Origin of the sequence: Streptomyces sp. NPDC059785 (assembly GCF_042732375.1) — a bacterium.
Classification (GTDB): Bacteria; Actinomycetota; Actinomycetes; order Streptomycetales; family Streptomycetaceae; genus Streptomyces.
On the sequence record NZ_JBHWHV010000099.1, the window covers coordinates 1 to 22,162 of the forward strand.

Consider the following 22,162-nt stretch of genomic DNA (forward strand, 5'->3'; position numbering starts at 1 on the left):
GGCTCCAACGCCGACCACTGCGCTTCCGTCAGATCCCCACGAGCCATGGCAAGTGATCATGACACGACCCTGATCATCTTTGAAAACAGACCCTAATTCCGCCGGGATCCCCGACTCCGGCAGGGCTGTGAGCGCAGGGCCGGCAACCGGTGCTGGTCGGACGCCTCGGCCAGACCCGCGTCCAGGGCCAGGAGGGACAAGAGCTGCACGGGACACCCCGCCGATGCCGCGGCTTCCAGCTTGTGGTGGCCGTCCAGCAGGAAATGCGTCAGCCCCCAGTGCTGGTAGTAGTCGGTCGACAGGTGGTCCAGCGCGGGCTGGCACACGTCCAGGGTCGACACCGCCACGGCCGTCGGCACCGTTCCCCGCCCCATCAGCTCGCTGTACTCCTCCACCCGGTCCCGGTCGTTCCACGCCGGTGGAACCATGGGCACGACGAACTCGTAGAGGTGCGCGGCGTCATCCACCACAGTCTCGAACGTGCGGTAGTACGGCGTGTGCGGATACTCCGGAAGTCCCCAGAACCCGTTGAGCCCCCAGGTGGCCACCTGCTCGCGGCTGAAGTAGTCGCCTTCCTGCCCCGGAACCACCAGGCGCGGCTCGATACGGAGCAGCCAAGGAAGGTAAGCGCCTTCGGGCAGCAGCGAGCCGAACGCATCAAGGACACGGTTGTCCAAGTCCAAGATCTGACCGGCGAGGTGCTCCTGCAGATCCGCCAATGACAACGTCTGTGCGGCCTTCTCGAGTCGCTGGAAGAGGAACGGACATGTTCCGCACCAGAAGCTGAGCTCGAAGGCGGGTTCGCCATCGAGTACGAGCAGCCTCCGTTTCGCCCCGGTCCCCGACTCCTGGGGCTCCGCTTCGAACCGCAGCCTCGCCTCTGCCTCGGGGACTCCGAGCCTGCGCGAGTCACCAGTCGTGATCACCATGCTCGCGACCATACGAGACCCTGTCGCCCCCACCAAGCCGCCTGTGACACCCGTCGCTCACCCGTTCCGCCCGACCACAGCACAGGGGGAATTCGCCTGCCGCGGATGGCGGAGGTGGCGCCGGCGGCCGCCGGCGGGACGTCCCCCCGCCGGCGAGCCGGTGACGGGCTGTCAGGCCGAGACGGTGGCGGTGGCCGCCGGGCGCACGGTCCGCTCGTGTGCGGGGTTGCCGGCCCAGTGGGTGCCACAGGGGACGTCGGTGCCCTTCATGAGGAAGGAGTCGGCGGCCAGGACGGCGGCGTCGCCCACGGTGGAGCCGTAGTGGACCAGGACGCCGGCGCCCAGGGTGCAGCCGGCGCCCAGGGTGATGCGGTCGGACTTGAAGGTGCCGTCCTCCTGGGAGTGGCACTGGACGACGCTGCTGAGGTTGAGGGTGCAGTCGTCGCCGATGGTGACGAGGGTGCGCTCGGGCATCCGGGCGCCGTCGTCGAAGAGCCGCCGCCCGACGCGTGCGCCCGCGGCGCGCCAGAACAGGCTCTTGAACGGGGTGCCGTTCAGCAGCCGCAGCTCGATCGCCTGGTGCTTCCAGAACCGTTCGTGCCGCCAGAAGTCCGGGTGGTAGATCGAGCAGTACAGCGGCCGCTGCCTGCGGAACCGGATGGCGGCCCGCTCGGCCAGGACGGTGAAGCCGGCGGTGAACACCAGCGAGGCGACCGTGGCCAGGGCGATCGCCGTCGCGCCGAGTTGCGGGTACAGGTCGGCCGCGGCCCAGAACAGCGCCAGCACACCGAAGAGGTGCAGCCAGCGGGCGCCCAGGAAGGTGAGCAGGGTGACGGCGTTGTGCCGGTTCTTGGCCGCGAGGTGGCGACGCAGTTCCTGCCCGTCGCGCAGATGGTCGAAGGCGGCGTCCCGCTCGACGGTCCGGGGGATCGCGAAGCTGGGCGAGCCCAGCAGCCCGGTGTTCTCCCGCACCGGCCCGTCGACGGGCACCATGACCTTCGTGGCCAGCAGGACGTTGTCGCCGGTCCGGCCGCGCGCCGGATAGGCCACCTGGTTGCCCAGGAAGTTGTGCTCGCCGATCACGGTGCGGGAGAGGCGGAAGGAGGAGCTGGAGTAGTCGGCGTTCATCATCGACAGGCCGTCGGCGACCATCGTGCCGGTGCCGGCGGCGCTCAGGTACGGGTCCTCGTGTTTGACGTCGGTGCCGAAGTTCGAGCCGGTCTGCTCCACGTCGTCCAGGCGCCAGCCGATGGCGCGCAGGTAGTGCACGATGGCGGAGCTGTCGCCGAACAGCCGGGTCAGCGGCTTGGCGTTGGTCAGGCGCGCGACCGCCCGGTGCAGCGAGTAGTGCATGCCGTAGAGCCGGTAGGTCGTGTCCGGCTTCAGCGGCAGGTGCAGCAGCCGGGGCAGCGTGGTCACCAGGGCCAGCCCGGCGAGCAGGGAGCCGGAGAACAGTACGAAGGACACGGCCAGGGCCTTGAGGAAGAACGCTCCACTGAGCACGGACTGCGTCTCGGTGTCCGTGACCGTCGCGAGCTCGGGGATCTCCGCGGTGAGCAGCGCGGTGCCGCCCACGGCCAGCGGCATGTACACCGTCAGTACGGCCAGCACCTGTCCCAGGCTGTAGGTGACGCGGTTGACGGTGGTGCAGCGGGCGGGCGGCACCGTACGGTACTCGCTCGCGCAGCGCTGCGCCGGGGAGCCGTGCCACACCTCGCCGGCCGGCACCGTCTGGCCGGGATGGAGGGAGGAGGCGTGGCCGAGCTGGGCTCCGTCACCCATGGCGGTGTGGATGTCCAGGACCGTGGCCTCGCTGACGTAGACGTCGTGGCCGAGGGTGACCGGACCGGTCTGGATCCAGCCGGCGTGTGCCCGGTAGCAGGAGAAGAGGACGTCCTTGCGGACGACCGTACCGTCGCCGATGGTCAGCAGATCGGTGCAGACCGGAAGGTGCTTGGAGAACACGGCGGTGCCCCGGCCGATCTTCGCGCCGAGCGCCCTCAGGTACAGGGTGTAGAGCGGGGATCCGACGAACAGGACGAGCGGATTGAGCTGCACCAGCGTCCGGACCAGCCAGAAGCGCCAGTAGGCGAGACTCCACAGCGGGATCCGCCGTGGTGTCCAGCGGCCCACCAGCACCCACTTGGCCACGATCGGCAACACGCACACTCCGGCGAAGAGCGCGCTCCCGAACGTCACCGCCCGCAGATAGCTGCTCAGCGCGCCCGATCCGGCGGCCACCCAGTCGTAACCGAAGGCGATGACGAGCGCGCTGGCATAGGCGTAGGTGAGAAAGGACAGGAGCTGAAGCGCGCCGCAGACGACATAGCTGCGGGTGCTCGCCCGGTACGGGGCGACGGTGTCGACCGGCGCCGGCGGCGCGGAGGCCGGCATCTCCTCGGACGCGGTGTCGGCGAGCGCGCGGGCCAGGCCGTCCAGCGTCGGATGGCGGTAGATGTCCTTCATCGACACTGTCGGCAGGTACTGCTGCTTCCTGACACGGGCACAGAAATGTGCCATGACCAGGGAGTCGGCCCCCAGGTCGTCGAAGAAGTGGGCGCCGGGCGACGCCTTTCGGCCCGGGATCACCTCGTCCAGCACCCCGCTCAGCCGGCTCAGGAGGTCGGAGGAGGACAAGGCGGGTGCGCGCGCCGAGGACACGGGTGCGGCCACGTCGACGGTCGCGGAGTGCTCGGTGTGGTTCACGGATCGACTCCTTGCGGATGGCTGACAGGTAGGGGAGCGGTGGTCGGAGGACTGGTGCCGCTGGGGAGGGAGAGCGCGTCAGGTCTACGGCGCCGGTGCGGTGGCCGCCGCCTGCCCGACGCCTGCGGCCGTGGTTCTCCACAGCTGGCGGAGCCGGGGACAGCGAAGACGGCTCTCAGGCTTCATGCCGTAAGCCTTCGCCGGTCCGTAGGCGCAGCCCACCCTGCACCCTGCCGAAGCCATCCGGCCGACCGGCCGGGGTACCCACCCGTCGACCGGCCGGACCGCTTCCGGCATCCGGCCGGAGACCAGCCGCACCCCGCAGACGGGCACCACGCCGGCGTGGTACGCATCGAGAGGATGGACCTTCGGCGAGTGGAGCGCGTGTGATCCGTGTACTGGTGGCCGACGACGAGGCCCTCGTCCATGGCGACGAGACCCTCATCCGTGGCGGCCTCACCCGCATCTTCACCACCGCGCACGACATCCGGGCCGTGGCGGCGGTTCCCTGCACCCGGGCCGTCCGGGCCGCCGGGGAACCCGCCCCGACGTCGTCCTGCTCGACATCCGGATGCCGGAAGTGGACGGACCGACCGACCGTCCTGGCCGCACCACACCGGCTGCCGGGTCCACGGGGGGTGGCCGTGCGAGCCGCACGGGCCGACGAACGCGCGGGCCTGCTCAGGCATCCGGCGGGAGCCGATTCCGGAGCGGACCGATGAAGAGCGGACGCCTCTCCGCGGCGGCACTGGACGCGCTCCTGGTCGTTGCCGCGCTGCTGGACCTGTGGGCGAACGACAGCGGAGAGGACCGCTACCGTTTCGCCTGCGGTCTCTTCGCCGCCCTGGCGCTGGTCCTGCGCCGCCACCGGCCGATGCTGACCTTCGTGCTCACCCTCCCCGCCGCCCTGGTCGGCGACGCGGCGTTCGCCACCATGGCCGCGCTGTACACCCTCGCCTCGCTCAGCCGCCGCCGCGTCCTGCTCGCCGGCTGCGCCGTGGTGTTCGCGGTCAGCGACTTCATGCCCTGGCCGTGGACACAGGTGGACAGCGGCGAACTCACCGAGGCGCACAGTCTGATCCACCTCACCTACACCGTGGCCACGGCCACCGCCCCCGTGTTCCTGGGCCAGCTCGTCCAGGCCCGGCGCGAACTCACCCTGCGCCTCGCCGAGATCTCCCGGGCACGGGAGCACGAACAGGCTCTGACCACGCAGGCCGTGCTGGCCAGAGAACGCGCGCAGCTCGCCCGGGAGATGCACGACGTCGTCTCCCACCAGGTCAGCCTCATCGCCGTACAGGCCGGAGCCCTTCAGGTCGGCAGTTCGGACGCCGACGCGAGAGCGACCGGAGAAACGATCCGTCGGCTCAGCGTGCAGACCCTGGAGGAATTGCGGCACATGGTGGGCGTCCTACGCGCCTCCGACAGCCGCCCCACTGAACTCACCCCCCAGCCCTCCCTGGCCGACCTCCACCAGCTGATCAGCACCAGCGGCATCGAGACCGCGCTGGAGACCGATCTGACGACCGACCTGGAGACCGGCCTGCCCGAGGGACTCCTGCCCGCCCTCCAGCGCGCCGTCTACCGCACCGTGCAGGAAGCGCTGACCAACGTCCGCAAGCACGCCCCCGGCGCCACCGCGACCGTCCGCATCGACCATCGCGACGGCACACTCAACACCACCGTCACCAACACGGCTCCCACCCGGGCCGTACTCCCGCTGCCCTCCGCCCATCACGGCCTGATCGGCCTGCGCCAGCGCGCCGCGCTCCTGGGCGGCACCATCACCACCGGACCGACGGCCGACGGCGGCTATGAACTCCGCCTGGAGCTACCGGCCGGCGACATGTAGCGCACCGGGCCGAATCCCGGGGCAGCCGGTGAACGGTACGCCGCCCGCGGGCCCGGCTCCGGGGAACTCCCAGGCTCCGAGGTGTCCACATTGGCTCTCCAGCATTCGGAAGTACCCCCGGGGGGTATATTGTTAGTGAGGGTGAGGTGATCCGATCCGGCGAGGAGGCCGACACGATGAACCACAGCGCGCATCAGCACCAGCAGGCGCCACACGCGCACCATGCCCGCGATACTTCCTGGCGTACGGCAGCGCAGGCGACGTTGCACTGCCTGACGGGCTGTGCCATCGGCGAAGTCCTCGGCATGGTGATCGGCACCGCCGCCGGCCTGCACAACGCCGCCACCGTCCTCCTTTCCATCGCGCTGGCCTTCGTCTTCGGTTACGCGCTGACCATGCGGGGCGTGCTGCGCGCGGGGCTACCGGTGCGCCGGGCGGTGAAGGTCGCCCTGGCCGCGGACACGGTGTCCATCGCCGTGATGGAGCTGATCGACAACACCGTCATGGTCGGGGTGCCCGGCGCCATGGACGCGGGCCTGTCCCAGGTCCTGTTCTGGGTCTCGCTCGCACTGTCCCTGGCTCTGGCCTTCGTACTGACCACTCCGGTGAACCGGTGGATGATCGGCCGCGGCAAGGGCCACGCCGTCGTGCACGCTTTCCATTGAGGGGCAGGGCGGCAACGGTGGCTACGGACGCAGTGCGCGCCGCAGGGTGGGCAGTGGGTTCGGCGAACGTCCCCCGGCCTGGGCGGCATCGTTGCGAGCGGCGTCGGTGACGCAGTCGCGCCACCGGCCTCCACACACGGTGGTACCGACGGTGGGCCGAGTGGTCGGCCGCCCGGCGATGAGCTCGCACCAGTTCCGTACGAGGCTGCTGCCTGCGGTGGTCGAGCCCACTGCCCGCTTCCGCCGCGGGGACCGCTGGGGCTCCTCTGTGCCGTAGGGCGCCACCCGTACTGTCCCCCACCTGCCATCGCGAGGCGGTCGCCGCCCCTTCATGCCGCCGCAGCCTAGGGAATTCGCCTCGCACCTCGCCATGCGGACCGCCCATCCCATCCGTCCGGCTGAGGGACAAGCTCGGCGAGGAGGTCGCCGAGTTCCTCGAGGCGGACGAGGGCGCGGTGCTGGAGGAACTCGCGGACGTGCTGGAGGTCGTGCGCGTGCTTGCCGCGGACCTGGGGGTCGAGGCGGATCAGCTGGAGTGGCTTCGTGAGGCCACGGCGAGCGAGCGGGGCGGCTTCGACGGCCGGATCGTCTGGACGGGCAACCGCTGACCGCAGCCGTGCCGGCGGCCGGTCGGTACGCGCCTTCGTGCGCACCTGCTTACGCGGCTGGGGTGTTGGCTGGCACGCAGCTTCGTGCACCAGGATGCAGACGGCTGGGACCGCTGGGCGGTACGGGCTTCACATCACGGATTCGTCCTGCGCACCACGACACCGGGTAACGCGGACCGGCGTTGCCTCGGACCGAACGTGTTGCCAGGGACGCGCTGTACACAATCTCGTGGCCGGCAATGCCTAGTGGGATCCGCGCCGTGCGGGAAGTGGGCCCGTTGCCGGGGAGGGCCGCTGTGACCACCACAGGGGATGCCGGGTGCCTTCCTTGCTCCGGGATCTGGCGCGGTCCTCGCCGTCCGTGTCGAGGACTTCGGCGGGTTGCTCAGCGGGTACCTCGCAGGGTTGCTCGTCCGCTTCCTCGCGGGTCGCCACGCCGCACCAGAACACCCGCCCGGTGCGTCTTTCGCGGACGGCCAGGCGCAGCGCCGTCAGCAGACTCTCTGGCACCATCGCGCAGGCGAGGAAGGGTGCCATGCCGGCCCCGAAGAAGAAACCGAGCACGAACCCGAAGACGATCGGCAACGGCAGGTACCCCCACACGGCCGCCCGCGCGAGGGACGTCCGCGTCGCCGGCAGCGCCGTTCCCGCAACCAGCGGCCGCGCGCGCTTGGCCTCGGCGCGCGAGCCGACCAGCGGGCCGGGGAAGAAGGCGTGCAGCCCGCCCACCAGGGCCCAACTCCCCAAGTAGATACAGTTGGTCGGGGGCAGGCGGAGGGTCGCGTCGAAGCCGCGGACGGCTTCCACCGCCACCAGCGAGGCCACCGCACCGATCGCCGACACGACAGCCCACATCAGGTGGTAGTGCACCACTCGGTACATCGTCCCCCGCCTCCCCCCGTTGTCCGCGGCCCCGTTCACTGCAGTGCGCACCGCCGCTCATCGTGCCGCCTCGCGGGGCTCCACGGCGACAACTCCAACTGGGGACCGTGGTGTTCATGTGGTGGCCGCTCTGGCGTCACCAGCGGGCGACGAGCGTTTCCTTTGTACCCCGGTTGCGGTAGAGCCAGGTGGTCCCCGGCGCGGCGGCCCCGGTCAGATAGCCGACGATGGGCTCCCGCTGCGTTGCGCTGTCCAGTTCGCCGAGCAGCTTCAGGGCGTCGAGCAGGGGGAGAAGGCGGCTTGTTCGATGTCGTCGTCCTGTGGCGTGAGATCCCCTGTCCACTCGTCGATCTCGAAGGCGGCGGCCAATGCCGAGGGGTGGGTCTCGGAGTCGATGTGCATGAGGAACGCCGTGCGCACCGGGTCGCCGACCAGCAGTCCGGTCTCCTCCCGCAGTTCGCGCCGGAGAGCTTCGTGCAGGAGCTCGCCGTCCTCGACCCCGCCGCCGGGCAGCGACCAGAGCATCTCGCCGTCGGTGCCGAGACTCTCCCGCACGAGCAGGATCTCGTCGTCTCGGCGGACGATGCCGATGACCAGCTGCACCCGGGGTTTCGGGGCCCTCACCTCTTCTGCTGTCATGCCGCAGACCGTACGTGATGGCCGGTCCGCCGGTGTCCCGGGCCTCCGCGGGCGGACTGCAACGGTCTTGGTTGTCGACGAAACCGGCGATGTGAAGAAGGGCCGGCGCTCATACGGTCAGGGCCAGTGGGTACACCGAACGGCTGGGCGGATCGGGAGTGTCCAGGTTGCGGTCCAACTCGTCTGCGCTGGGGTACGCAGCGCACGCGGCAGTGGGCCAAGAGCTGGTCCTCTCACGCTCCCGGACGCGCGTGCCGGACCGCTGCCGGGCGGCCGGACTCGGCGGGCAGGCCGTCTTCGCGACCAAGCGTCGCTGCCGCCAGGCGCGATCACACACCAGTCACCACCGCCGGCAAGCCGCACCGAGACATGAAGATCACGACCTGAAGCCGGAGTACCAAGCAGCCTGTCTCGATATCGTGCGTGGTCACACACTCATGCCGTAACCCAGCTCCTCAGCAGCGATGTGCCAGAAGGAGTTCTCGTCCGTGACGGCCGCGGCGTCGAGCAACCGGAATCGTTCCAGCAACGTGTCAGTGAGCGCGTCGGCGGCTTGCTCGGCCAGGTCCACAGCCTCGTCCTCGTCCAGATCGTCGCCGGGCCCCTCGTACGCGGCAGCCTCGGCGGCGGCTTGTTCGTAAGCGCGATCGAAGGCGACGAACGCCTCAACGCTGGAGTTCAACAGCCGGGGAGCACCGTCTTCCGGAAGACACCACAGTGAGCCGTCGTCGCGCCGTAGAGCGAGCGAGCTCAGTCCTGGGTCGATCGCGACCAGGGCATACCGCGAACCGCCGACCGTGCGTATCGCGAAGGGGGAGTCCTGCCACGCCCCGGGGTACGGGCAGTGAGCGCATCCGGCCAGGAGCGAGGCGACTTCGGCGTCATTCATGCCGAGAACATAGCCCGTCCCGCCAACGCTTCTCCGAACCGGGGCGAAGACGGTGCCGAAAGCGGCCGTGAACGTGGTTGTCGCGGTCTCGGAAGGGGGAGCCGGCCGGTCGGGTGCCGCTGCAACGCGGTGGTGCCCTTCGAAAAAGACGTGGGAGCCCGGGTGGCCGTGCAGGCCGATCAGGCGCAGTCGGCTACTTCGTCGAGATGTGCCTGCAAGACACGGGCGATGTCGGACAGACCGCCGGTTGCCGGAACGCAACCGTACTGAGTGAAGTCCCTCTCCAATGCCCATTCGCTGGTGAAATGCACGAGATCCGGCGAGGGAGCGTAGTGATCCCTGAGCCACCGGGCGAGGACGGCTGCCTCGCGGGCAGTGGCGTGGACCGCCATGACAACGCCGACCTCTGGGAAGGGATTGGACACCAGTCCCTCCAACCGGTCTCCGCCGTCCAGCGGCAGCTCGAATCCGAGCCCGAGCCCGAGCCCGCCTCGCGACAGCGGTCCGGCGGCGCCCTCGCTCCAGGTTTCGGCGTCCGGGAACGCCTGCAGCAGCCGGTTGGCGAAGTCGTCCGGTTCCAGAGCCCAGGCGGCGGCGTCGTCCACCGGCGGTGCGAAGCTGAACGTCGTGCGCTGGGCGGGGGATGCGGGGGACGCGGTCATGTCTGCCTTCGTTACGAGATGTGGCGGGCACTGTCGTTGAGACTGCTCGGGGCCATCTTCTGACTGCCCTTCACGCTCATGCGACGGGCCTGCGGTGCTCGGGTCGGCAGCCCGCGCGGGGGAGGAGCCCCGGCTGAAACCCGCTCGACTCGCTCACCTCCTTGAAGACATCCTTCGGGCATGGAGTTTCTGTGTTTCCACCGCGATCGGCCCGGCTCCCTGCCGCTGCGCTACGAACTGTCGGAAGAGCACTGGTCCTATATGGACCGTTACGCGAAGGAGTTGATCGCCCGGGGGCCGACCTTGGCCGAGGACGGCGATACGCCCACCGGCAGCGTGCACATCGTCGACCTGCCCGATCCTGCCGCCGCCCGCGTGTTCGCCTTCGACGAGCCGAACTACCAGGCCGGCGTCTACCGGGACGTGCTGCTGCGACGGTGGCGGAACACGCTGGGACGCACCATGTGGGACTTCCCCGGCGGCCGTACTGGCGGCAATCGGTACCTGGTTCTCGGCCTGGGCACAGGACGAGCCGCAGACCTCGCGGTGCCGCCGGACCGAAACGAGCTGATGGCCTATGGGCCGCTGCTGTCCGACGACGGCGCCGCCTGGCTGGGCACAGCAGCGTTGCTCCGGGCGCCGGACCCGGACACGGCACGCGCCATCCTGACCCCGGGCCGGTACGCCGACATCGAGGTGCACAACTGGCAGTTCGGAGGGCGTCCGTCATAGTCGGGATGTCCGCGGCACAGCCGCTGAAGCCACGGCCGCACCGGAGGCGCCGACACGAAGACCGAATCCCTCAGGCATCAGATGTACGGCCGCGCCGGCCACCGCCTCCCGCGTCAGATCGTCCTGCTCAACTGGAACCCGAACTGGACGATCAACGCCTACGGCCTTCTTGGACGAGCCGCTGATCTTGAGAGTCCTGACGTGTGGTGTGGGGCGTCGGTCGCGGTGACGCTCTCGATCAGATGGTCGACGACGTCGGTGAGTCTGTGCCGTCGGCGGTAGGCCGTTCGCTGGCGGTCGGCGCCGTTTCCGTCGGTTCGCAGGCGGGCTCGCGCGGTGCGAAGGAGTGCGAGGCCGGGTTCGTCCGAGGTGTCGAGGGCGGGCAGTGCGGTGACCCAGAGGCGGTCGAGTTGTGCTGCGGCCGGTTCGAGGCGGTTGGTGCGGAGGTTGAGGCTCTTGCCGGTCAGGCCGTCGCGGGCGGCGCGCCAGTATGCGGCTCGCAGCAATTCAGGCTGCGGGCGCAGGGCGGGCTGGGAGGCACGCACGGCTTCCAGGGCCCGAGTAGCCATACCTTGGACGGTGCCGGCGAGCAGCAGGGTGTCGTGCACGGTGGGGGTGGCATCAGCGATACGGATCTCGAGGGTTGGAACGTGGTGGGAGGGGCGGATGTCCCAGTAGAGGCCGCCGCGGTCCAGAAGGGTTTCGCTGGTGGTCAGGCTGTCGAGCAGGTCCTCGAAGTGGGTGGGGGACTCGAAGTAAGGGGGTGGGCCTGCTACCGGCCAGCGGCACCAGGTCATGGTGCGCCAACTGGCGTAGCCGGTGTCCTGGGCCGCCCAGTAGGGCGAGTTGGCGGTCAGGGCGATGAGCGCGGGCAGCCAGGGACGCAGGTGGTTGCTCACCTGCAATGCTGTGGGCAGGTCGGATACGCCGACGTGAACGTGGCAGGCGCAGGCGCTCTGCTCGTGATCCAGGGCGCGGAACGTGGCGGCGCTGAGGGCGTAGCGGGGTCCGGGACTCAGCGGCAGGAAGGTGTGCTGGCCCAGAATGGGGGTGCCGCTGGAAATGATGCGCAGGTTGAACCGGGCTGCGGCGCGTGTGACGGTGTCGCGTGTTGCGCGGAGCTGGTCACCGAGATCGGCGAGACTGGTGTGCGGGTCGGTGCGGACCTCGATCTGATACCGGGTGAGCTCGGTGGTGACCCGGTCGCCGAGTTCCCGGGCGGCCTGCGCCACGACCTTGTCGGCTCGTGTGCTCAGTTGTCGGGAGACTGGGTCCACCAGCAGGAATTCTTCTTCCACCCCCACGGTGACCGCGGCCCGCTGTCGATTGCCACCGGTGACCGCCGCGGGCCGGGCGGAACTGCGCGCCCCCTCTTGACTACCCATGGTGTCAAGTGTGTCACTTAAGGTGATGGGTCGGAGTCTCAAGCCGATCGCCTCTCAACCTGTCAGGGGGCTCAGTGCCGGAGAAAACCCAGGTCCTTGTCGTCGGCGGCGGCCCAGCGGGCTCGACGAGTGCCGCGATGCTGGCCCGCCAGGGATTCCAGGTGACCCTCCTGGAGAAAGATCGCTTCCCGCGCTACCACGTGGGTGAATCCCTTCTGCCTTCCCTGCTGCCGCTGCTGGACGCGATGGGCGCCAGGGATGTCGTGGAACAGCACGGCTTCGTCCGCAAGACCGGCGCCTTCTACGGGTGGGGAGGGCAGGAATGGTCGCTGGGCTTCGATGAACCCGGCAGACCGGCCACCTACAGCTTCCAGGTCGTCCGTTCCCAGTTCGACCACCTCCTCCTCCAGCACGCGCGACGACAGGGTGCCGACGTGCGCGAGGGGGTCAGCGTGCGGCGCATCGCCCTGAAGGACGGCCGGGCCGCCACGGCCACCTGGTCCACCGATGACGGACACCACGGAGAAACAGCATTTCAACACGTCATCGATGCCTCTGGACGAGCTGGTGTGCTGGGCGCCCGCCAGTTCCGCAGTCGCCGCTTCCACGATGTGTTCCGCAACGTGGCGGCGTGGGGCTACTGGCGAGGAGCTCCACCCCTGCCGCAAGCTCCCCAAGGCGCGATCGGTGTCTTCTCCCTGCCGGAACACGGCTGGTTCTGGGCCATCCCTTTGCATGACGGCACCCTCAGCGTGGGCCTGGTCACCGACAAACACTCCTTCAATGAGGCACGTCGGCGTACGGGTTCCGTCGAAGCCCTCTACCGCCGGGCCCTCGCCCAGTGCCCCCTGCTCGCCCGGACACTGCAAGTAGCCCATCTCGCCTCGGACCTGAAGGTCGAAAGCGACTATTCCTACGTCTGTGAAGGCTTCAGTGGCCCCGGTTACTTCCTCGCCGGAGACGCCGCCTGCTTCCTCGACCCTCTGCTGTCCACCGGGGTGCACCTGGCCATGTACAGCGCCACCCTCAGCGCCGCGGCGATCGCCGGCCTGTTGGACGGCGAAGTCCAGGAAGGCGACGCCCACCGCTTCTACCAAACCGCCTACCGCCGCGCCTATGAGCGGCTACTGATCCTGGTCAGCGCCTTCTACCGGATCCACGACGGCCGCGACTCCTACTTCCGTAAAGCTCAGTCCCTCAGCCACCGGGACCAGGAAGACCTGCGCCTCCATGAATCCTTCCTCAACATCATCACCGGCGTCGACGACCTCCACGACCTTCAGCACGACGCGGTCGGCCGGCTCCACCAAAGACTCGCACAGCCGCTCCCCGGTCATCCCGACCGCGGTCTGGGCGGGCACGGGACCAGCCACATGATGCCCTTGCCCACACATCCGGATCAGGCAACGGCGGGCTACTACCTGAACCTCGACCCGCACCCTCGGCTACGACGCGTGTCCGACCCGGCACCGGACCCACCCCACTCGCCGAAGTCCCGATGACACACCCCGTACCTCAGCGCCCTCTCCGTCCCGAGGACTGTCGGCGCGAGCACGGTCGGCCCACGTGTGACCGGAAGTTGTGACCGATCTACGCACGGCGGCATCGCTCTTCGACACCGCTGTGGCATCACGCAGGATGAAGTACCTGTCAAGGATGCGCTGACATGGCGAATGTGTTGCAGACCGCGATGGCGCCGGCCGCCGTACCGGTCGCCGCCCACCTGGCCCGGCAGGCGGCAGCACTGGTTGGCCAGCCGCCAGTGATCGGCGAAATGGCTATCGGCCTGATACTCGTGCCCGTCCTGTCAACGGCATCCGGGCGCCGGGGCGCGCGCCGCACATCTGCCGACCGGAACGGCGCTGCGCTTCGCGGCTCTGATGAACACCCGGGGCCTGACGGAAATCGCCGTGCTCCAAGCGGGAATGCCGGTCGGAATCCTCACCCCCGGGCTCTTCGTCATCCTGGTGGTCATGACGCTGGTGACGACAGCAACCCGAGAAGTGCCTGTTCATGGTGTATGCCCGTGCGCTCCCGCCACTTCACCGTGCCCGGCTCCCGCAGGCCTGCGCACGTGGCTGGACCGTCTCCCGGTGGCCCTATGGCCGACAGGAAAGCACCCAGGTAGTCCAGGGTCCACACACGCCAGTGCGATGCCGTCGGCCCGCGCCGACTTGCCGACGGTGCCGGTGTGTTCAGCGCGCAGCGCGGCCTGTGAACGGGTTTCGTCGTAGGGGGTGCGTGCACGAGGCGGGGGTTTTCCCGTGGTCCGGTTGGGGGGTGTGCCGGAGCGCGCCGGGTCGGGGGCGGAAACTAGCGTCGGGCCATGATCTCAACTCTGCGTAGGCGCCTGGCCCTGGCGCTGGCTGTCGCTGCGCTGCTGACTGCCGAGGTGGCTCCCGCCGTTGCCGGGCCCGCCGGTCCCTCTGCGGCGGAGCGGTTGCGCCGGGACGCTGCCGCGCTGCACGCTCTGGGCATCAGCGGCGTGCAGGCCCGGGTGGTCGGGCCGGACGGCCGGCAGTGGATCGCCACCAGCGGCAGTGCCGACCTGGACACCGGCCGTCCGGTTTCTTCCCTCGGCTACTTCCGGATGGCCAGTACGTCGAAGACGCTGATCGCCACCGTGGTTCTGCAGTTGGAGGCCGAGGGGCGGCTGTCGTTGGGCGACACGGTCGAGGACTGGCTGCCGGGGGTGGTGCGGGGCAACGGCAATGACGGCCGCCGGATCACGCTGCGCCAATTGCTGCGGCACACCAGTGGCCTCTATGACGCTCTGCCCGGATACACCTCCCCGCAGGAGTACTACGAGCAGCGCTTTCGTGTCTGGGATGCCGGGCAGCTGGTCGACCTCGCCCTGGCCCACCCGCCGGACTTCCCGCCCGGCAGCGACTGGTCGTACTCCAACACCGGTTACGTCCTGCTCGCCATGATCATCCAGCAGGTCACCGGTCATCCCGCGCACCGGGAGATCGAAAACCGCATCCTGGGCCCGCTCGGCCTCGACGAAACCCGGTGGATGGGCGCCTCGCCGACCCTTCCCCGGCCCCACGCCCGGGCCTACGAGTTCTTCGGCCCCGGCTTGCGGGTGGATGTCACCGACCGGATCCCGGTGGACCACGACAACCTTTCCTGGGTGACGACCACGCGGGACGAGAACCGCTTGTTCCGTGCGCTGCTTCAGGGCCGTCTGCTGCCGGCGCGGCAGCTGGCGAAGATGAAGCAGACAGTTGCGGTGAGCGCGGACGTCCAGCTGCTGTGGCCCGGCGGGCGCTACGGACTCGGCCTGGTCCAGCGCCCTTTGAGCTGCGGGGGAGTCTACTGGGGCCATGAGGGCGGAGACGGCGGCTACATCACCCTCAACGGCGTCACCGGCGACGGCAGACGCAGCGCCGTGGTCTCCATGTCCGAGGCCCGCGGCGACACCATGGAGCACGTCCTGGAGCAGGAGAGTGCGGCCAGTACCCTGATCGACCACGCGCTGTGTGCCGCGGGCTCCAGCATCCGGTGAGCGGGGAGGACCCCCGGCCCGTCCGTGGTCGCCGCGTGCCGTCCCCTTGCTGCCTGTGTCTGCGGGTCGGTTCCGGGGGTGACGAGCTCGCTGGTCGGGGAAGTGCAGAAGCCGGAGGCCGTGGCCCCTGTTCCGGCGGGCGGACGAAGTGTGCGGCCGAGTCGAGGAGTTGGCGGGTCGGTTCGCGCGGGGGTGGTGGGGGACGGCCGGCGCGGTCGTGCAGCCCACGGGCGACCGTGGTGACGTTCCGGGCCGGAGCCGGCCCCCTCGCGAGGGCTGGAAGCCATCCGCTGGGCCGGATGCCGGTGTGTCAGAGGCGTCTGGTGGTGAACAGGGTGGTTCCGTAGGCCGCGTCCACTATTCTCCGGTCGGTCTCGGTGAACCCGATCTTGGCCAGCACGCGGCGGGAAGCGGTGTTCCAGTCCCAGACCGTGGCCCACAGACGTTGGTGGCCGGACGATTTCGCCCAGTCCAGGACCGCCAGCGAGGCCTCGGTCGCGTACCCCTGACGCTGAACCCGGCGTAGCAGCTCGAAGGCCAGTTCCGGTTCTCCTGCCGGTCCTCGCCCGTTGTCGACGAGCCCGCAGTAGCCGATGACGTCATGCGAGGCTTTGCGTTCGACCGCCAGCAGTCCGGTCGACCACAGCCGGTCGGTGCGGATGGAGTCCTCGAGCTCCGCGAGCGTGGGGTGACCGGCCTCGTCGAGTCGGCGGTGCGGCGGCACGCGTGGGTCGCGTTCGGTCCACAGCTCGCGCTGGACGACGGCCTCGGCCACCCGCCAGGGCCTGAGCAGCAGGCGACTGGTCTCGAGTATGACCTCGCTGTCCGGTGCGTCAACTGTCATGACAGCGACCATCTCACGGGCGGACGTGCTCTCGTGCCGTGGAGGGGCCGTCGGGCCCGCCGGTCGTGGCCGCTTGACGGGCGGGACAGCCGGGATTGCTTGGGAGTCCTCTCGGACCGGAGCACGCCGACATTGAGGGATTGGTCCCGCGCAGTCGCTGATGCGCTGGCGCGCCTTGTAGTACGCGCGGCCCACGTATGCGCCGTGGACGGTGGCGAAGCCCCGAGAGACGGTGGTCGAGGTGGTCTGCGACGGTATGGGGCGCTCGTTTCGCGGTGTGCGCCTGGTCGTTCAGGGGTCGCTGCGGGTTCGGCTGGTGTCGGGGCGGCTGGTGTGTGCGGCTTCGTTCTCGGCGAGCAGGAAGAGCAGACGGGCCACGGGCAAGTTGGACTCGGCCGGGTGACGCAGCACCTTGCTGGGGGCGATCCGGTAGGTGTTGCTGCGTCCTTCGCGGGTGTGGGAGAGGTAGCCCTCTTGTTCGAGGTCGCTGATGATGTTGTGGACGGCGCGTTCGGTGAGCCGGCAGTGCGCGGCGAGGTCGCGGATACGCACGTGTGGATCGTCGGCGATGGCAGCCAGCACGCGTGCGTGATTGGTGAGGAACGTCCATCCGACGTGTGGCGCAGGTGCTCCGTCCATAGCTCCCCACCATAGATGCAGACGGTTGCATGCGTCCAAAAGACTGCAATCGATTTCCTGTATAACTTGACCGGTGTGTCCTCGGGCGGGCAGCCTGAGGACACAAGCCCGGGCACATCAGGGAGCAAAGGGGAGTGGGGTCATGCCGGAGCGTGCGTACTCTGAGCAGCCCCCGTCACGGGAGCGCGGCGCATCATCGGCCCCGCCGTCAGCCGCCGTTCTCGACGTCGATGCAGGCGGCGAGCGGGTCAGGGTCAGGGTGTTCACCGGCCTCAGCGGCGACGGCCGTCAGCTTCCCGCAATCGTCCGCCGGGCCTTGGAGGCCGCGGCCGGGGGCGTCGATCTGGACCTGAGCGCGGTGACGTCGTGCGATACCGCCGGTCTGTGTCTCCTGCTGGATCTGCGGCGGCGCGCGCTGGATGAGGGCAAGACCGTCACCATCTGCGCCGGCAGTCCCGCCGTCGACCGGCATCTTGAACTGACCGGCACCCGGAGCCTGTTCACGCCCTCCAACGGCAGGGGCAAACCCCAGTCGGCCGGTCAGGGGCCAGGCCTCGCGTACAGCACCGACCAGGACCCGCACGCGGTCATCGCCCAGCTCCAGCGGGCCATCCGCACCCGGCCGACCATCGATTTGGCCCGCGGCATTCTGATGGCCTCCTTCGGCCTGAGCCCCGACCGGGCCTGGGACGTCCTTGTCACCGCCTCGCAGAACGCCAACACCAAGCTGCACCGCCTGGCCGGAGAAGTCGTGAACGCCGCGCAGGGAGTCGCACTTCCCCCGGCCGTCCGCGAACAACTGGCCACCGCAGTCGTCAAGGCGAACGCCGAGCCGGCACCCCCGCCGGACGAGCCCGTACAGGGCTGACAGCCTGTCCCGCGCCACTGGCTCCCCAGACTTGGGAGCAGTACCCCATGCGCACACCTGTCCCGTCAGCCACGGTGCTGCACGCCCAGTGGACGGCCCGGCCGCCCGGTCTCCGGCTGAGCGGCACCATCTCCACCAAGCGGTAGCCACCGACTTCCGCCCTGTCGAACCCAAGGCGGTGAGCAGGGCACCAAAGCCCGTACGCATCCGGATGCGCCGGCCGTGCGCCTCGAGCCCGGGCGCTGCGCCGAAGCCTCGCCGGCCGACCGGGTCCGGTTGACGCACCGCCGAAGCCGTACCCTCGGAGCCACTCGGCCGCGGCGCGCGGTGGCCTCTCGTGTGCCCCGGTCGTGCTTCCGCCCCCCAAGAAGGCCGGGTCCCCTGCCCAGACGCCGACCGGACGCTTCGCGCCCACAGTGATCGCCACGTGGCATCAGCATCGTCCGAAGCGGCCGCGTGTGGCAGGAATCGCGTTCGAGTGGACGGTGCCGGCGAATCCCGTACGGATGGCAGGGTGCGGCCACTGCCAGGTGGGTATCTGCCTGGCACGGTCAGCGCGTTGAACCACCGGGGCCGCCAGCTCCGGGTCGCCCGGACCCGTTCACGGAAGAGCCCTATCGCTGTGCCCCGACCTGCGAAGTACCACCTGCTCCTGCTGCCCGACGGGGCATGGGACACCGTCGAATGCCTGGCCGCCATGATCCGCCGCCACGCCACCGTCCCCACCGTGATCATCGACATGTCGTCGGCGGAACGGCTGAACATCGACACCCTGGCCATCCTCGTCCGCAAGGCCGTGCGCCTGCGCTCGGCCGGCGGGGAACTGCTCCTGGTCGCCCCCACTGCGGCCGTGCGCCGGCTCATCGAACGCACCGGAAGCGGATGTGTGCTGCGCACCCTGCCCGGCCGGGCTGCCGCAGTGCGCTACCTGGCCCGGGACGGCCGCACCTGGCGCCCGGCCGACCTGGCCGAGAAAGAGGGCACCTGCTTGACCGAGCTACTCGATCGCGTCCGCTCCGCCTGACAGACGCGGCCCCGCCGATTGGCAGAACTGCGGCACCACGACAGGCGGACGCCGCACCGTTCTCCGGCACGACCCGCCGTCCGCGAGGGTTTCGCATGTGAGCCGTCACGCCTGCGAGCTGGTCGTGGCCGCGCGCCGGCTCCCAGACGCGGGGGTTGTGCCGGTTGCCGGTGCTCGTAAACCGGTGGAGCCCGGCGGCGCCGTCGTCCGGGACGGTTGTGTACGCGGGCGGCCTTGGTCGCCTGTTCGCGGTGAGGCCGTCCGCATCGTGTTGCTGCCGGTGCGGATCGGGCACTCATCGGTGGTCGAACGGATTCCAGCCCCCGGACGGTCGACTCCCTGTCGCAGGACCTGCCCAGAGAACGGCATGGAGACGCGATACCGGGGTACTTGCGAGGGCACGCTCTCCCCAGACCCCGCTGAGTGCACCCCAGGAGTTGGGCCGTGTCCGACTACTTCATCGACGACCTGATGATCATCACGCCCCTGGGGCACGCCCCGGGCATCCGGCTCTTCGGCCAGGTCACCGGTGCCCACGCCGTCCCTCTGACCCGGGCCCTGATCCGCTGCCGCGGACAGCACAAGGATGTGACCGTCGACCTCACCGGCATCGACTACCTCTCCCACAGCGCACTGGAGACCCTCGTCGACGCCGCCCGTGACCTGCCGTCCTCCCTGCACCTGACCCTGCGTGCCCGCCCGGAGCTCCGCCTCGCAGCACGCTTCGCGGCCCGCGGCTGGCACGAGATACCGGGCCTGCACCTGAGCGAGGACTGCGCGCCCGCACGGATGGTCGCGCCGACGGCATGACGGAGGGCCGGACCGGCCACCGGCCTGTCGTACGCCCCCTGCCGGGCTCGCCTGCTCCCGGGTGAAGAGACGGGCTTGCCCGGGCCCGGGCCTTGCCGTCGGCGGTCACGAGGCGGCTGGCACCGGCCGCGCCGGTCGACGGCGGCCGCTGTGGGCCGTGCATCCCGTCGCCCCGAAGACGCGTCCGCAGTGCGAGCTCCAGCCGGGACCCGGTGCGCCGGTGCGCCCGATCTCCGCTCGCCGCGCTTCCGGAGGGGCGACGCGACACAACTGAAAGGAAGGTCGCCGTGCCGCACGATGTTTCGCTCGCCCAGGCCGTGCTCGACCTCAGCTCCCGTCCGGCCGAAAGCGATCCCCGGGACATGCTGCACGACCTGACGACATACGCGGTGCGGCTCCTGGGCGTCCGCTCGGCCGGCGTCACCGTCCTCGACGCAGCCGGCCGCCTCGACCACCTGACCGCCTCCGACGACGTATGCGCCCGCCTGGAGCAGGACCAACACCATCTCGGCGAGGGCCCCGGTGTGGACAGCACCCGCACCGCCGGCACGCTGCACCCGCGCGCACTGCTCCCGCACGGCCCCGCGCCCGAGCGCTGGCCCCGCTTCGCCCCCCGGGCGGCAGCCGCCGGCTACACCAGCGCGGCTGCCGTGCCGCTGCGCACCGGCAAGCGCATCCGGGGCGCCCTGAACCTGCTGCACGCCGGGCCCGGCGCTCTTCAGCCCGCTGGCCTGCAACGGGCCCAGATGCTGGCCGATGCCGCCGCAATCGGCCTGCACTACCACCACAGCCTCAGAGCCCGGGACGAGACCATCTGTCAGCTGGAGAGCGCCCTGCACTCGCGCATCGTCATCGAGCAGGCCAAGGGCGTGCTGGCCTGCCGGCTCGGCACCGACATGGAGGACGCCTTCCACCGGCTGCGCGCGCACGCCCGCTCCCGGCAGCACAAACTCACCGACCTGGCCCGCCACGTCATCGAGGGCGACATCCCGGCCGGACTCGACACCACGCGCTGACCTTCCTGCACCCTGCGGTCCGGCTGGGCGCGCTGCGGGTCGGTGTCCCGGCTGAGGCGGGCGGCTCCCCGGTGACGCACCAGCACGGCCTGTCGCCTTGTTTCGCCGGACCGCACCCGGGGAGGAGCCCTCTCTATCGACGGACCGAAGGTTGTGCCCCTTCCGGGACCTGTGCCCCTTCCGGGACATGTGCCGCGAGTCGGCGCGGCGGCGTGCTTGCGGAGAAGGACCAGTACCAGGATTCCGGCGGCCAGGGCGGTTCCGGAGGCGGCCAGCACGGTCGCGTTCAGCCCGTCGGCGAACCCCGCCGGTGAGCCGTGCCCGTCGGCGATCCGGTCGGTGAAGACGGTCCCGAAGACGGCGACGCCGAGCGCGAGCCCGAGTTGGCGGAACGTGTTGAGCGCACTGTCGGCCATCCCGCTGCGCTCGCGTTCCACCTCGGCCAGCACCGCCGAGGCATTCGAGGGCAGCACGCAGCCGACGCCGATACCGGCCACGATCAGTCCGGGGATCAGGATCGCGCCGGTGCTGTCCGCACAGATCCGGGCCTGCAGCAGGTCACCAGCGGCGATCAGGAGCAGGCCGAGGCCGACGGTCCAGCGCGGGGCGATCCTCTGCAGGAACCGGCCGGCTGCCGCGCCGACGACCAGGGAGGCAGCGGCCATCGGCAGGGCGCCGTACAGACCGGCGTCGACCGGGCCGTTGCGGAGGACCTGCTGCAGCCGGACGGTGCAGAAGGGCAGATAGCCGAACGCGGCGGCCTGGGCGAGGGACGCGGCGACGATCAGCCCGGCAGTGGTCGATCTTGACGTGTCTCACGCCTGTGGTGTCGAGTTGACGACGAGAAATGGCGCCGCCGCATAGGGGATCGACATGTTCATAGCAGAGGAGGGCGTCTTCGATCCTGCGGAGGTGCTGAACCTCTACGACTCGGTCGGCTGGGAGGGCTACACCAGCGACGTCGACAAGCTCTGTCGGGGGCTCATGAATTCTCACCTTGTCCTCACGGCACGGGATGGAAGAGGGGCGCTCCTCGGACTGGCCCGGACCATCTCCGATGACGAGCACATCTGTTACGTCCAGGACGTCGTGGTGAATCCGGCGTACCAAAGGCAGGGCGTCGGCCGGACGCTGGTCGAGCACCTGATGCGGCGCTACTCCCACTGCCGATTCTTCCTCCTGTCCACGGACCATGAGTCGTCACCAGAAGGCAAGCGCAACCATGCGTTCTACAGGAGCCTGGGCTTCCTGTCGTACGAAGAGAAGGGGATGGCAGGCTTCGGCCTGCCCAGGAACCGCCCCGACCTGTCCGGCAAGTAATCCGGACAAGGCCCGGACCAGCCCGGACAGTCGGCGACTGTCCGGGACGCTCGGCTTTCGTTGCTTCGCCTTTAGGGAGTGTTTTCAACGTGCCGCTCATAGCCACTCGTTGATGGCCGCGACCAGCACGGTTGCCTCGTAGCGGACGGCGAGTTTGTCGTAGCGGGTGGCGACCGCGCGGTGG

General features: G+C 69.8%; 20 protein-coding genes and 2 pseudogenes. 12 read left to right on the top strand and 10 right to left on the bottom strand.

Annotated features, from left to right (window positions below):
• Positions 1–92: 92 nt before the first annotated feature.
• Both ACFV6E_RS40915 and ACFV6E_RS40920 read right to left on the bottom strand, forming a co-directional pair.
• Positions 93–929 (bottom strand): hypothetical protein, encoded by an 837-nt coding sequence (locus tag ACFV6E_RS40915; protein WP_385468753.1) that lies wholly within the window; start codon positions 927–929, stop codon positions 93–95.
• 171 nt (positions 930–1,100) lie between these two features.
• On the bottom strand, positions 1,101–3,635 hold the full coding sequence (locus ACFV6E_RS40920; protein WP_385468756.1) for a Pls/PosA family non-ribosomal peptide synthetase: 2,535 nt from the start codon (positions 3,633–3,635) through the stop codon (positions 1,101–1,103).
• A gap of 718 nt (positions 3,636–4,353) precedes the next feature.
• Between ACFV6E_RS40920 and ACFV6E_RS40925 the strand changes: the two genes are divergently transcribed.
• From ACFV6E_RS40925 to ACFV6E_RS40935, 3 genes are all read left to right on the top strand, one after another.
• Positions 4,354–5,487, top strand: coding sequence for a sensor histidine kinase (locus ACFV6E_RS40925; RefSeq protein ID WP_385169427.1), 1,134 nt, complete (start codon positions 4,354–4,356; stop codon positions 5,485–5,487).
• A 176-nt stretch (positions 5,488–5,663) separates the two neighbouring features.
• A complete protein-coding gene (locus tag ACFV6E_RS40930; RefSeq protein ID WP_385468759.1) occupies positions 5,664–6,152 on the top strand; it encodes a DUF4396 domain-containing protein in 489 nt (162 codons plus the stop codon).
• 398 nt (positions 6,153–6,550) lie between these two features.
• On the top strand, positions 6,551–6,760 hold the full coding sequence (locus tag ACFV6E_RS40935) for a nucleoside triphosphate pyrophosphohydrolase (protein ID WP_385468787.1): 210 nt from the start codon (positions 6,551–6,553) through the stop codon (positions 6,758–6,760).
• A 243-nt stretch (positions 6,761–7,003) separates the two neighbouring features.
• On the opposite strand, the gene ACFV6E_RS40940 is transcribed toward ACFV6E_RS40935, so the two are convergent.
• Positions 7,004–7,642 (bottom strand): hypothetical protein, encoded by a 639-nt coding sequence (locus ACFV6E_RS40940; protein ID WP_385468762.1) that lies wholly within the window; start codon positions 7,640–7,642, stop codon positions 7,004–7,006.
• Between the two features lie 270 nt (positions 7,643–7,912).
• The gene (locus tag ACFV6E_RS40945) at positions 7,913–8,281 is read right to left on the bottom strand and encodes an NUDIX hydrolase (protein WP_385468765.1); all 369 of its coding nucleotides are present in this window, start codon (positions 8,279–8,281) and stop codon (positions 7,913–7,915) included.
• 64 nt (positions 8,282–8,345) lie between these two features.
• Here ACFV6E_RS40945 and ACFV6E_RS40950 point away from each other — a divergent pair.
• Positions 8,346–8,589: pseudogene (locus tag ACFV6E_RS40950) on the top strand (transposase); the annotation flags it as partial.
• A gap of 119 nt (positions 8,590–8,708) precedes the next feature.
• Here ACFV6E_RS40950 and ACFV6E_RS40955 read toward each other — a convergent pair.
• Positions 8,709–9,170: an SUKH-4 family immunity protein gene (locus ACFV6E_RS40955; protein ID WP_385169439.1), complete on the bottom strand. Its 462-nt coding sequence runs from the start codon at positions 9,168–9,170 to the stop codon at positions 8,709–8,711.
• A 179-nt stretch (positions 9,171–9,349) separates the two neighbouring features.
• Complete coding sequence (locus tag ACFV6E_RS40960) at positions 9,350–9,832, bottom strand: hypothetical protein (RefSeq protein ID WP_385468767.1); 483 nt, start codon at positions 9,830–9,832, stop codon at positions 9,350–9,352.
• Between the two features lie 180 nt (positions 9,833–10,012).
• Between ACFV6E_RS40960 and ACFV6E_RS40965 the strand changes: the two genes are divergently transcribed.
• Positions 10,013–10,564: a YciI family protein gene (locus ACFV6E_RS40965; protein ID WP_385468770.1), complete on the top strand. Its 552-nt coding sequence runs from the start codon at positions 10,013–10,015 to the stop codon at positions 10,562–10,564.
• A 158-nt stretch (positions 10,565–10,722) separates the two neighbouring features.
• On the opposite strand, the gene ACFV6E_RS40970 is transcribed toward ACFV6E_RS40965, so the two are convergent.
• Complete coding sequence (locus tag ACFV6E_RS40970) at positions 10,723–11,949, bottom strand: glutamate--cysteine ligase (protein ID WP_385468773.1); 1,227 nt, start codon at positions 11,947–11,949, stop codon at positions 10,723–10,725.
• Between the two features lie 74 nt (positions 11,950–12,023).
• Between ACFV6E_RS40970 and ACFV6E_RS40975 the strand changes: the two genes are divergently transcribed.
• Together ACFV6E_RS40975 and ACFV6E_RS40980 are read left to right on the top strand one after the other, a co-directional pair.
• Complete coding sequence (locus tag ACFV6E_RS40975; RefSeq protein ID WP_385468775.1) at positions 12,024–13,451, top strand: NAD(P)/FAD-dependent oxidoreductase; 1,428 nt, start codon at positions 12,024–12,026, stop codon at positions 13,449–13,451.
• Positions 13,452–14,275: 824 nt separating this feature from the next.
• Positions 14,276–15,457 (top strand): serine hydrolase domain-containing protein, encoded by a 1,182-nt coding sequence (locus ACFV6E_RS40980; RefSeq protein ID WP_385468778.1) that lies wholly within the window; start codon positions 14,276–14,278, stop codon positions 15,455–15,457.
• Between the two features lie 310 nt (positions 15,458–15,767).
• Here ACFV6E_RS40980 and ACFV6E_RS40985 read toward each other — a convergent pair whose 3' ends face one another.
• Together ACFV6E_RS40985 and ACFV6E_RS40990 are read right to left on the bottom strand one after the other, a co-directional pair.
• Complete coding sequence (locus tag ACFV6E_RS40985) at positions 15,768–16,301, bottom strand: GNAT family N-acetyltransferase (RefSeq protein WP_385169455.1); 534 nt, start codon at positions 16,299–16,301, stop codon at positions 15,768–15,770.
• Positions 16,302–16,592: 291 nt separating this feature from the next.
• The gene (locus tag ACFV6E_RS40990; protein ID WP_385169458.1) at positions 16,593–16,940 is read right to left on the bottom strand and encodes a helix-turn-helix transcriptional regulator; all 348 of its coding nucleotides are present in this window, start codon (positions 16,938–16,940) and stop codon (positions 16,593–16,595) included.
• A gap of 142 nt (positions 16,941–17,082) precedes the next feature.
• Between ACFV6E_RS40990 and ACFV6E_RS40995 the strand changes: the two genes are divergently transcribed.
• From ACFV6E_RS40995 to ACFV6E_RS41010, 4 genes are all read left to right on the top strand, one after another.
• A complete protein-coding gene (locus ACFV6E_RS40995; protein ID WP_385169461.1) occupies positions 17,083–17,808 on the top strand; it encodes an ANTAR domain-containing protein in 726 nt (241 codons plus the stop codon).
• Between the two features lie 622 nt (positions 17,809–18,430).
• Complete coding sequence (locus tag ACFV6E_RS41000) at positions 18,431–18,832, top strand: STAS domain-containing protein (protein WP_385169463.1); 402 nt, start codon at positions 18,431–18,433, stop codon at positions 18,830–18,832.
• Between the two features lie 444 nt (positions 18,833–19,276).
• Entirely contained in the window at positions 19,277–19,642 is a 366-nt protein-coding gene (locus ACFV6E_RS41005; RefSeq protein ID WP_385468781.1) for an STAS domain-containing protein, read from the top strand.
• Between the two features lie 287 nt (positions 19,643–19,929).
• Positions 19,930–20,658: an ANTAR domain-containing protein gene (locus ACFV6E_RS41010; RefSeq protein WP_385468784.1), complete on the top strand. Its 729-nt coding sequence runs from the start codon at positions 19,930–19,932 to the stop codon at positions 20,656–20,658.
• Between the two features lie 266 nt (positions 20,659–20,924).
• Here the strand turns inward: ACFV6E_RS41010 and ACFV6E_RS41015 are convergent.
• Positions 20,925–21,446 (bottom strand): annotated as a pseudogene (locus ACFV6E_RS41015) (MFS transporter); the annotation flags it as partial.
• Between the two features lie 85 nt (positions 21,447–21,531).
• Here ACFV6E_RS41015 and ACFV6E_RS41020 point away from each other — a divergent pair.
• The gene (locus ACFV6E_RS41020) at positions 21,532–21,978 is read left to right on the top strand and encodes a GNAT family N-acetyltransferase (protein WP_385169474.1); all 447 of its coding nucleotides are present in this window, start codon (positions 21,532–21,534) and stop codon (positions 21,976–21,978) included.
• The last annotated feature ends 184 nt before the right edge of the window (positions 21,979–22,162 follow it).

What these genes read in the sequence shown, in the direction of transcription:
- ACFV6E_RS40930 (WP_385468759.1), top strand. Translation starts at nt 5,664, where the DNA reads ATGAACCACAGCGCGCATCAGCACCAGCAGGCGCCACACGCGCACCAT.
- ACFV6E_RS40965 (WP_385468770.1), top strand. Translation starts at nt 10,013, where the DNA reads ATGGAGTTTCTGTGTTTCCACCGCGATCGGCCCGGCTCCCTGCCGCTG.
- ACFV6E_RS40995 (WP_385169461.1), top strand. Translation starts at nt 17,083, where the DNA reads ATGCCGGAGCGTGCGTACTCTGAGCAGCCCCCGTCACGGGAGCGCGGC.
- ACFV6E_RS40990 (WP_385169458.1), bottom strand. Translation starts at nt 16,940, where the DNA reads ATGGACGGAGCACCTGCGCCACACGTCGGATGGACGTTCCTCACCAAT.
- ACFV6E_RS40955 (WP_385169439.1), bottom strand. Translation starts at nt 9,170, where the DNA reads ATGAATGACGCCGAAGTCGCCTCGCTCCTGGCCGGATGCGCTCACTGC.
- ACFV6E_RS40925 (WP_385169427.1), top strand. Translation starts at nt 4,354, where the DNA reads ATGAAGAGCGGACGCCTCTCCGCGGCGGCACTGGACGCGCTCCTGGTC.
- ACFV6E_RS40960 (WP_385468767.1), bottom strand. Translation starts at nt 9,832, where the DNA reads ATGACCGCGTCCCCCGCATCCCCCGCCCAGCGCACGACGTTCAGCTTC.
- ACFV6E_RS40940 (WP_385468762.1), bottom strand. Translation starts at nt 7,642, where the DNA reads ATGTACCGAGTGGTGCACTACCACCTGATGTGGGCTGTCGTGTCGGCG.
- ACFV6E_RS41020 (WP_385169474.1), top strand. Translation starts at nt 21,532, where the DNA reads ATGTTCATAGCAGAGGAGGGCGTCTTCGATCCTGCGGAGGTGCTGAAC.
- ACFV6E_RS40985 (WP_385169455.1), bottom strand. Translation starts at nt 16,301, where the DNA reads ATGACAGTTGACGCACCGGACAGCGAGGTCATACTCGAGACCAGTCGC.
- ACFV6E_RS40980 (WP_385468778.1), top strand. Translation starts at nt 14,276, where the DNA reads ATGATCTCAACTCTGCGTAGGCGCCTGGCCCTGGCGCTGGCTGTCGCT.
- ACFV6E_RS40915 (WP_385468753.1), bottom strand. Translation starts at nt 929, where the DNA reads ATGGTGATCACGACTGGTGACTCGCGCAGGCTCGGAGTCCCCGAGGCA.
- ACFV6E_RS40945 (WP_385468765.1), bottom strand. Translation starts at nt 8,281, where the DNA reads ATGACAGCAGAAGAGGTGAGGGCCCCGAAACCCCGGGTGCAGCTGGTC.
- ACFV6E_RS40970 (WP_385468773.1), bottom strand. Translation starts at nt 11,949, where the DNA reads ATGGGTAGTCAAGAGGGGGCGCGCAGTTCCGCCCGGCCCGCGGCGGTC.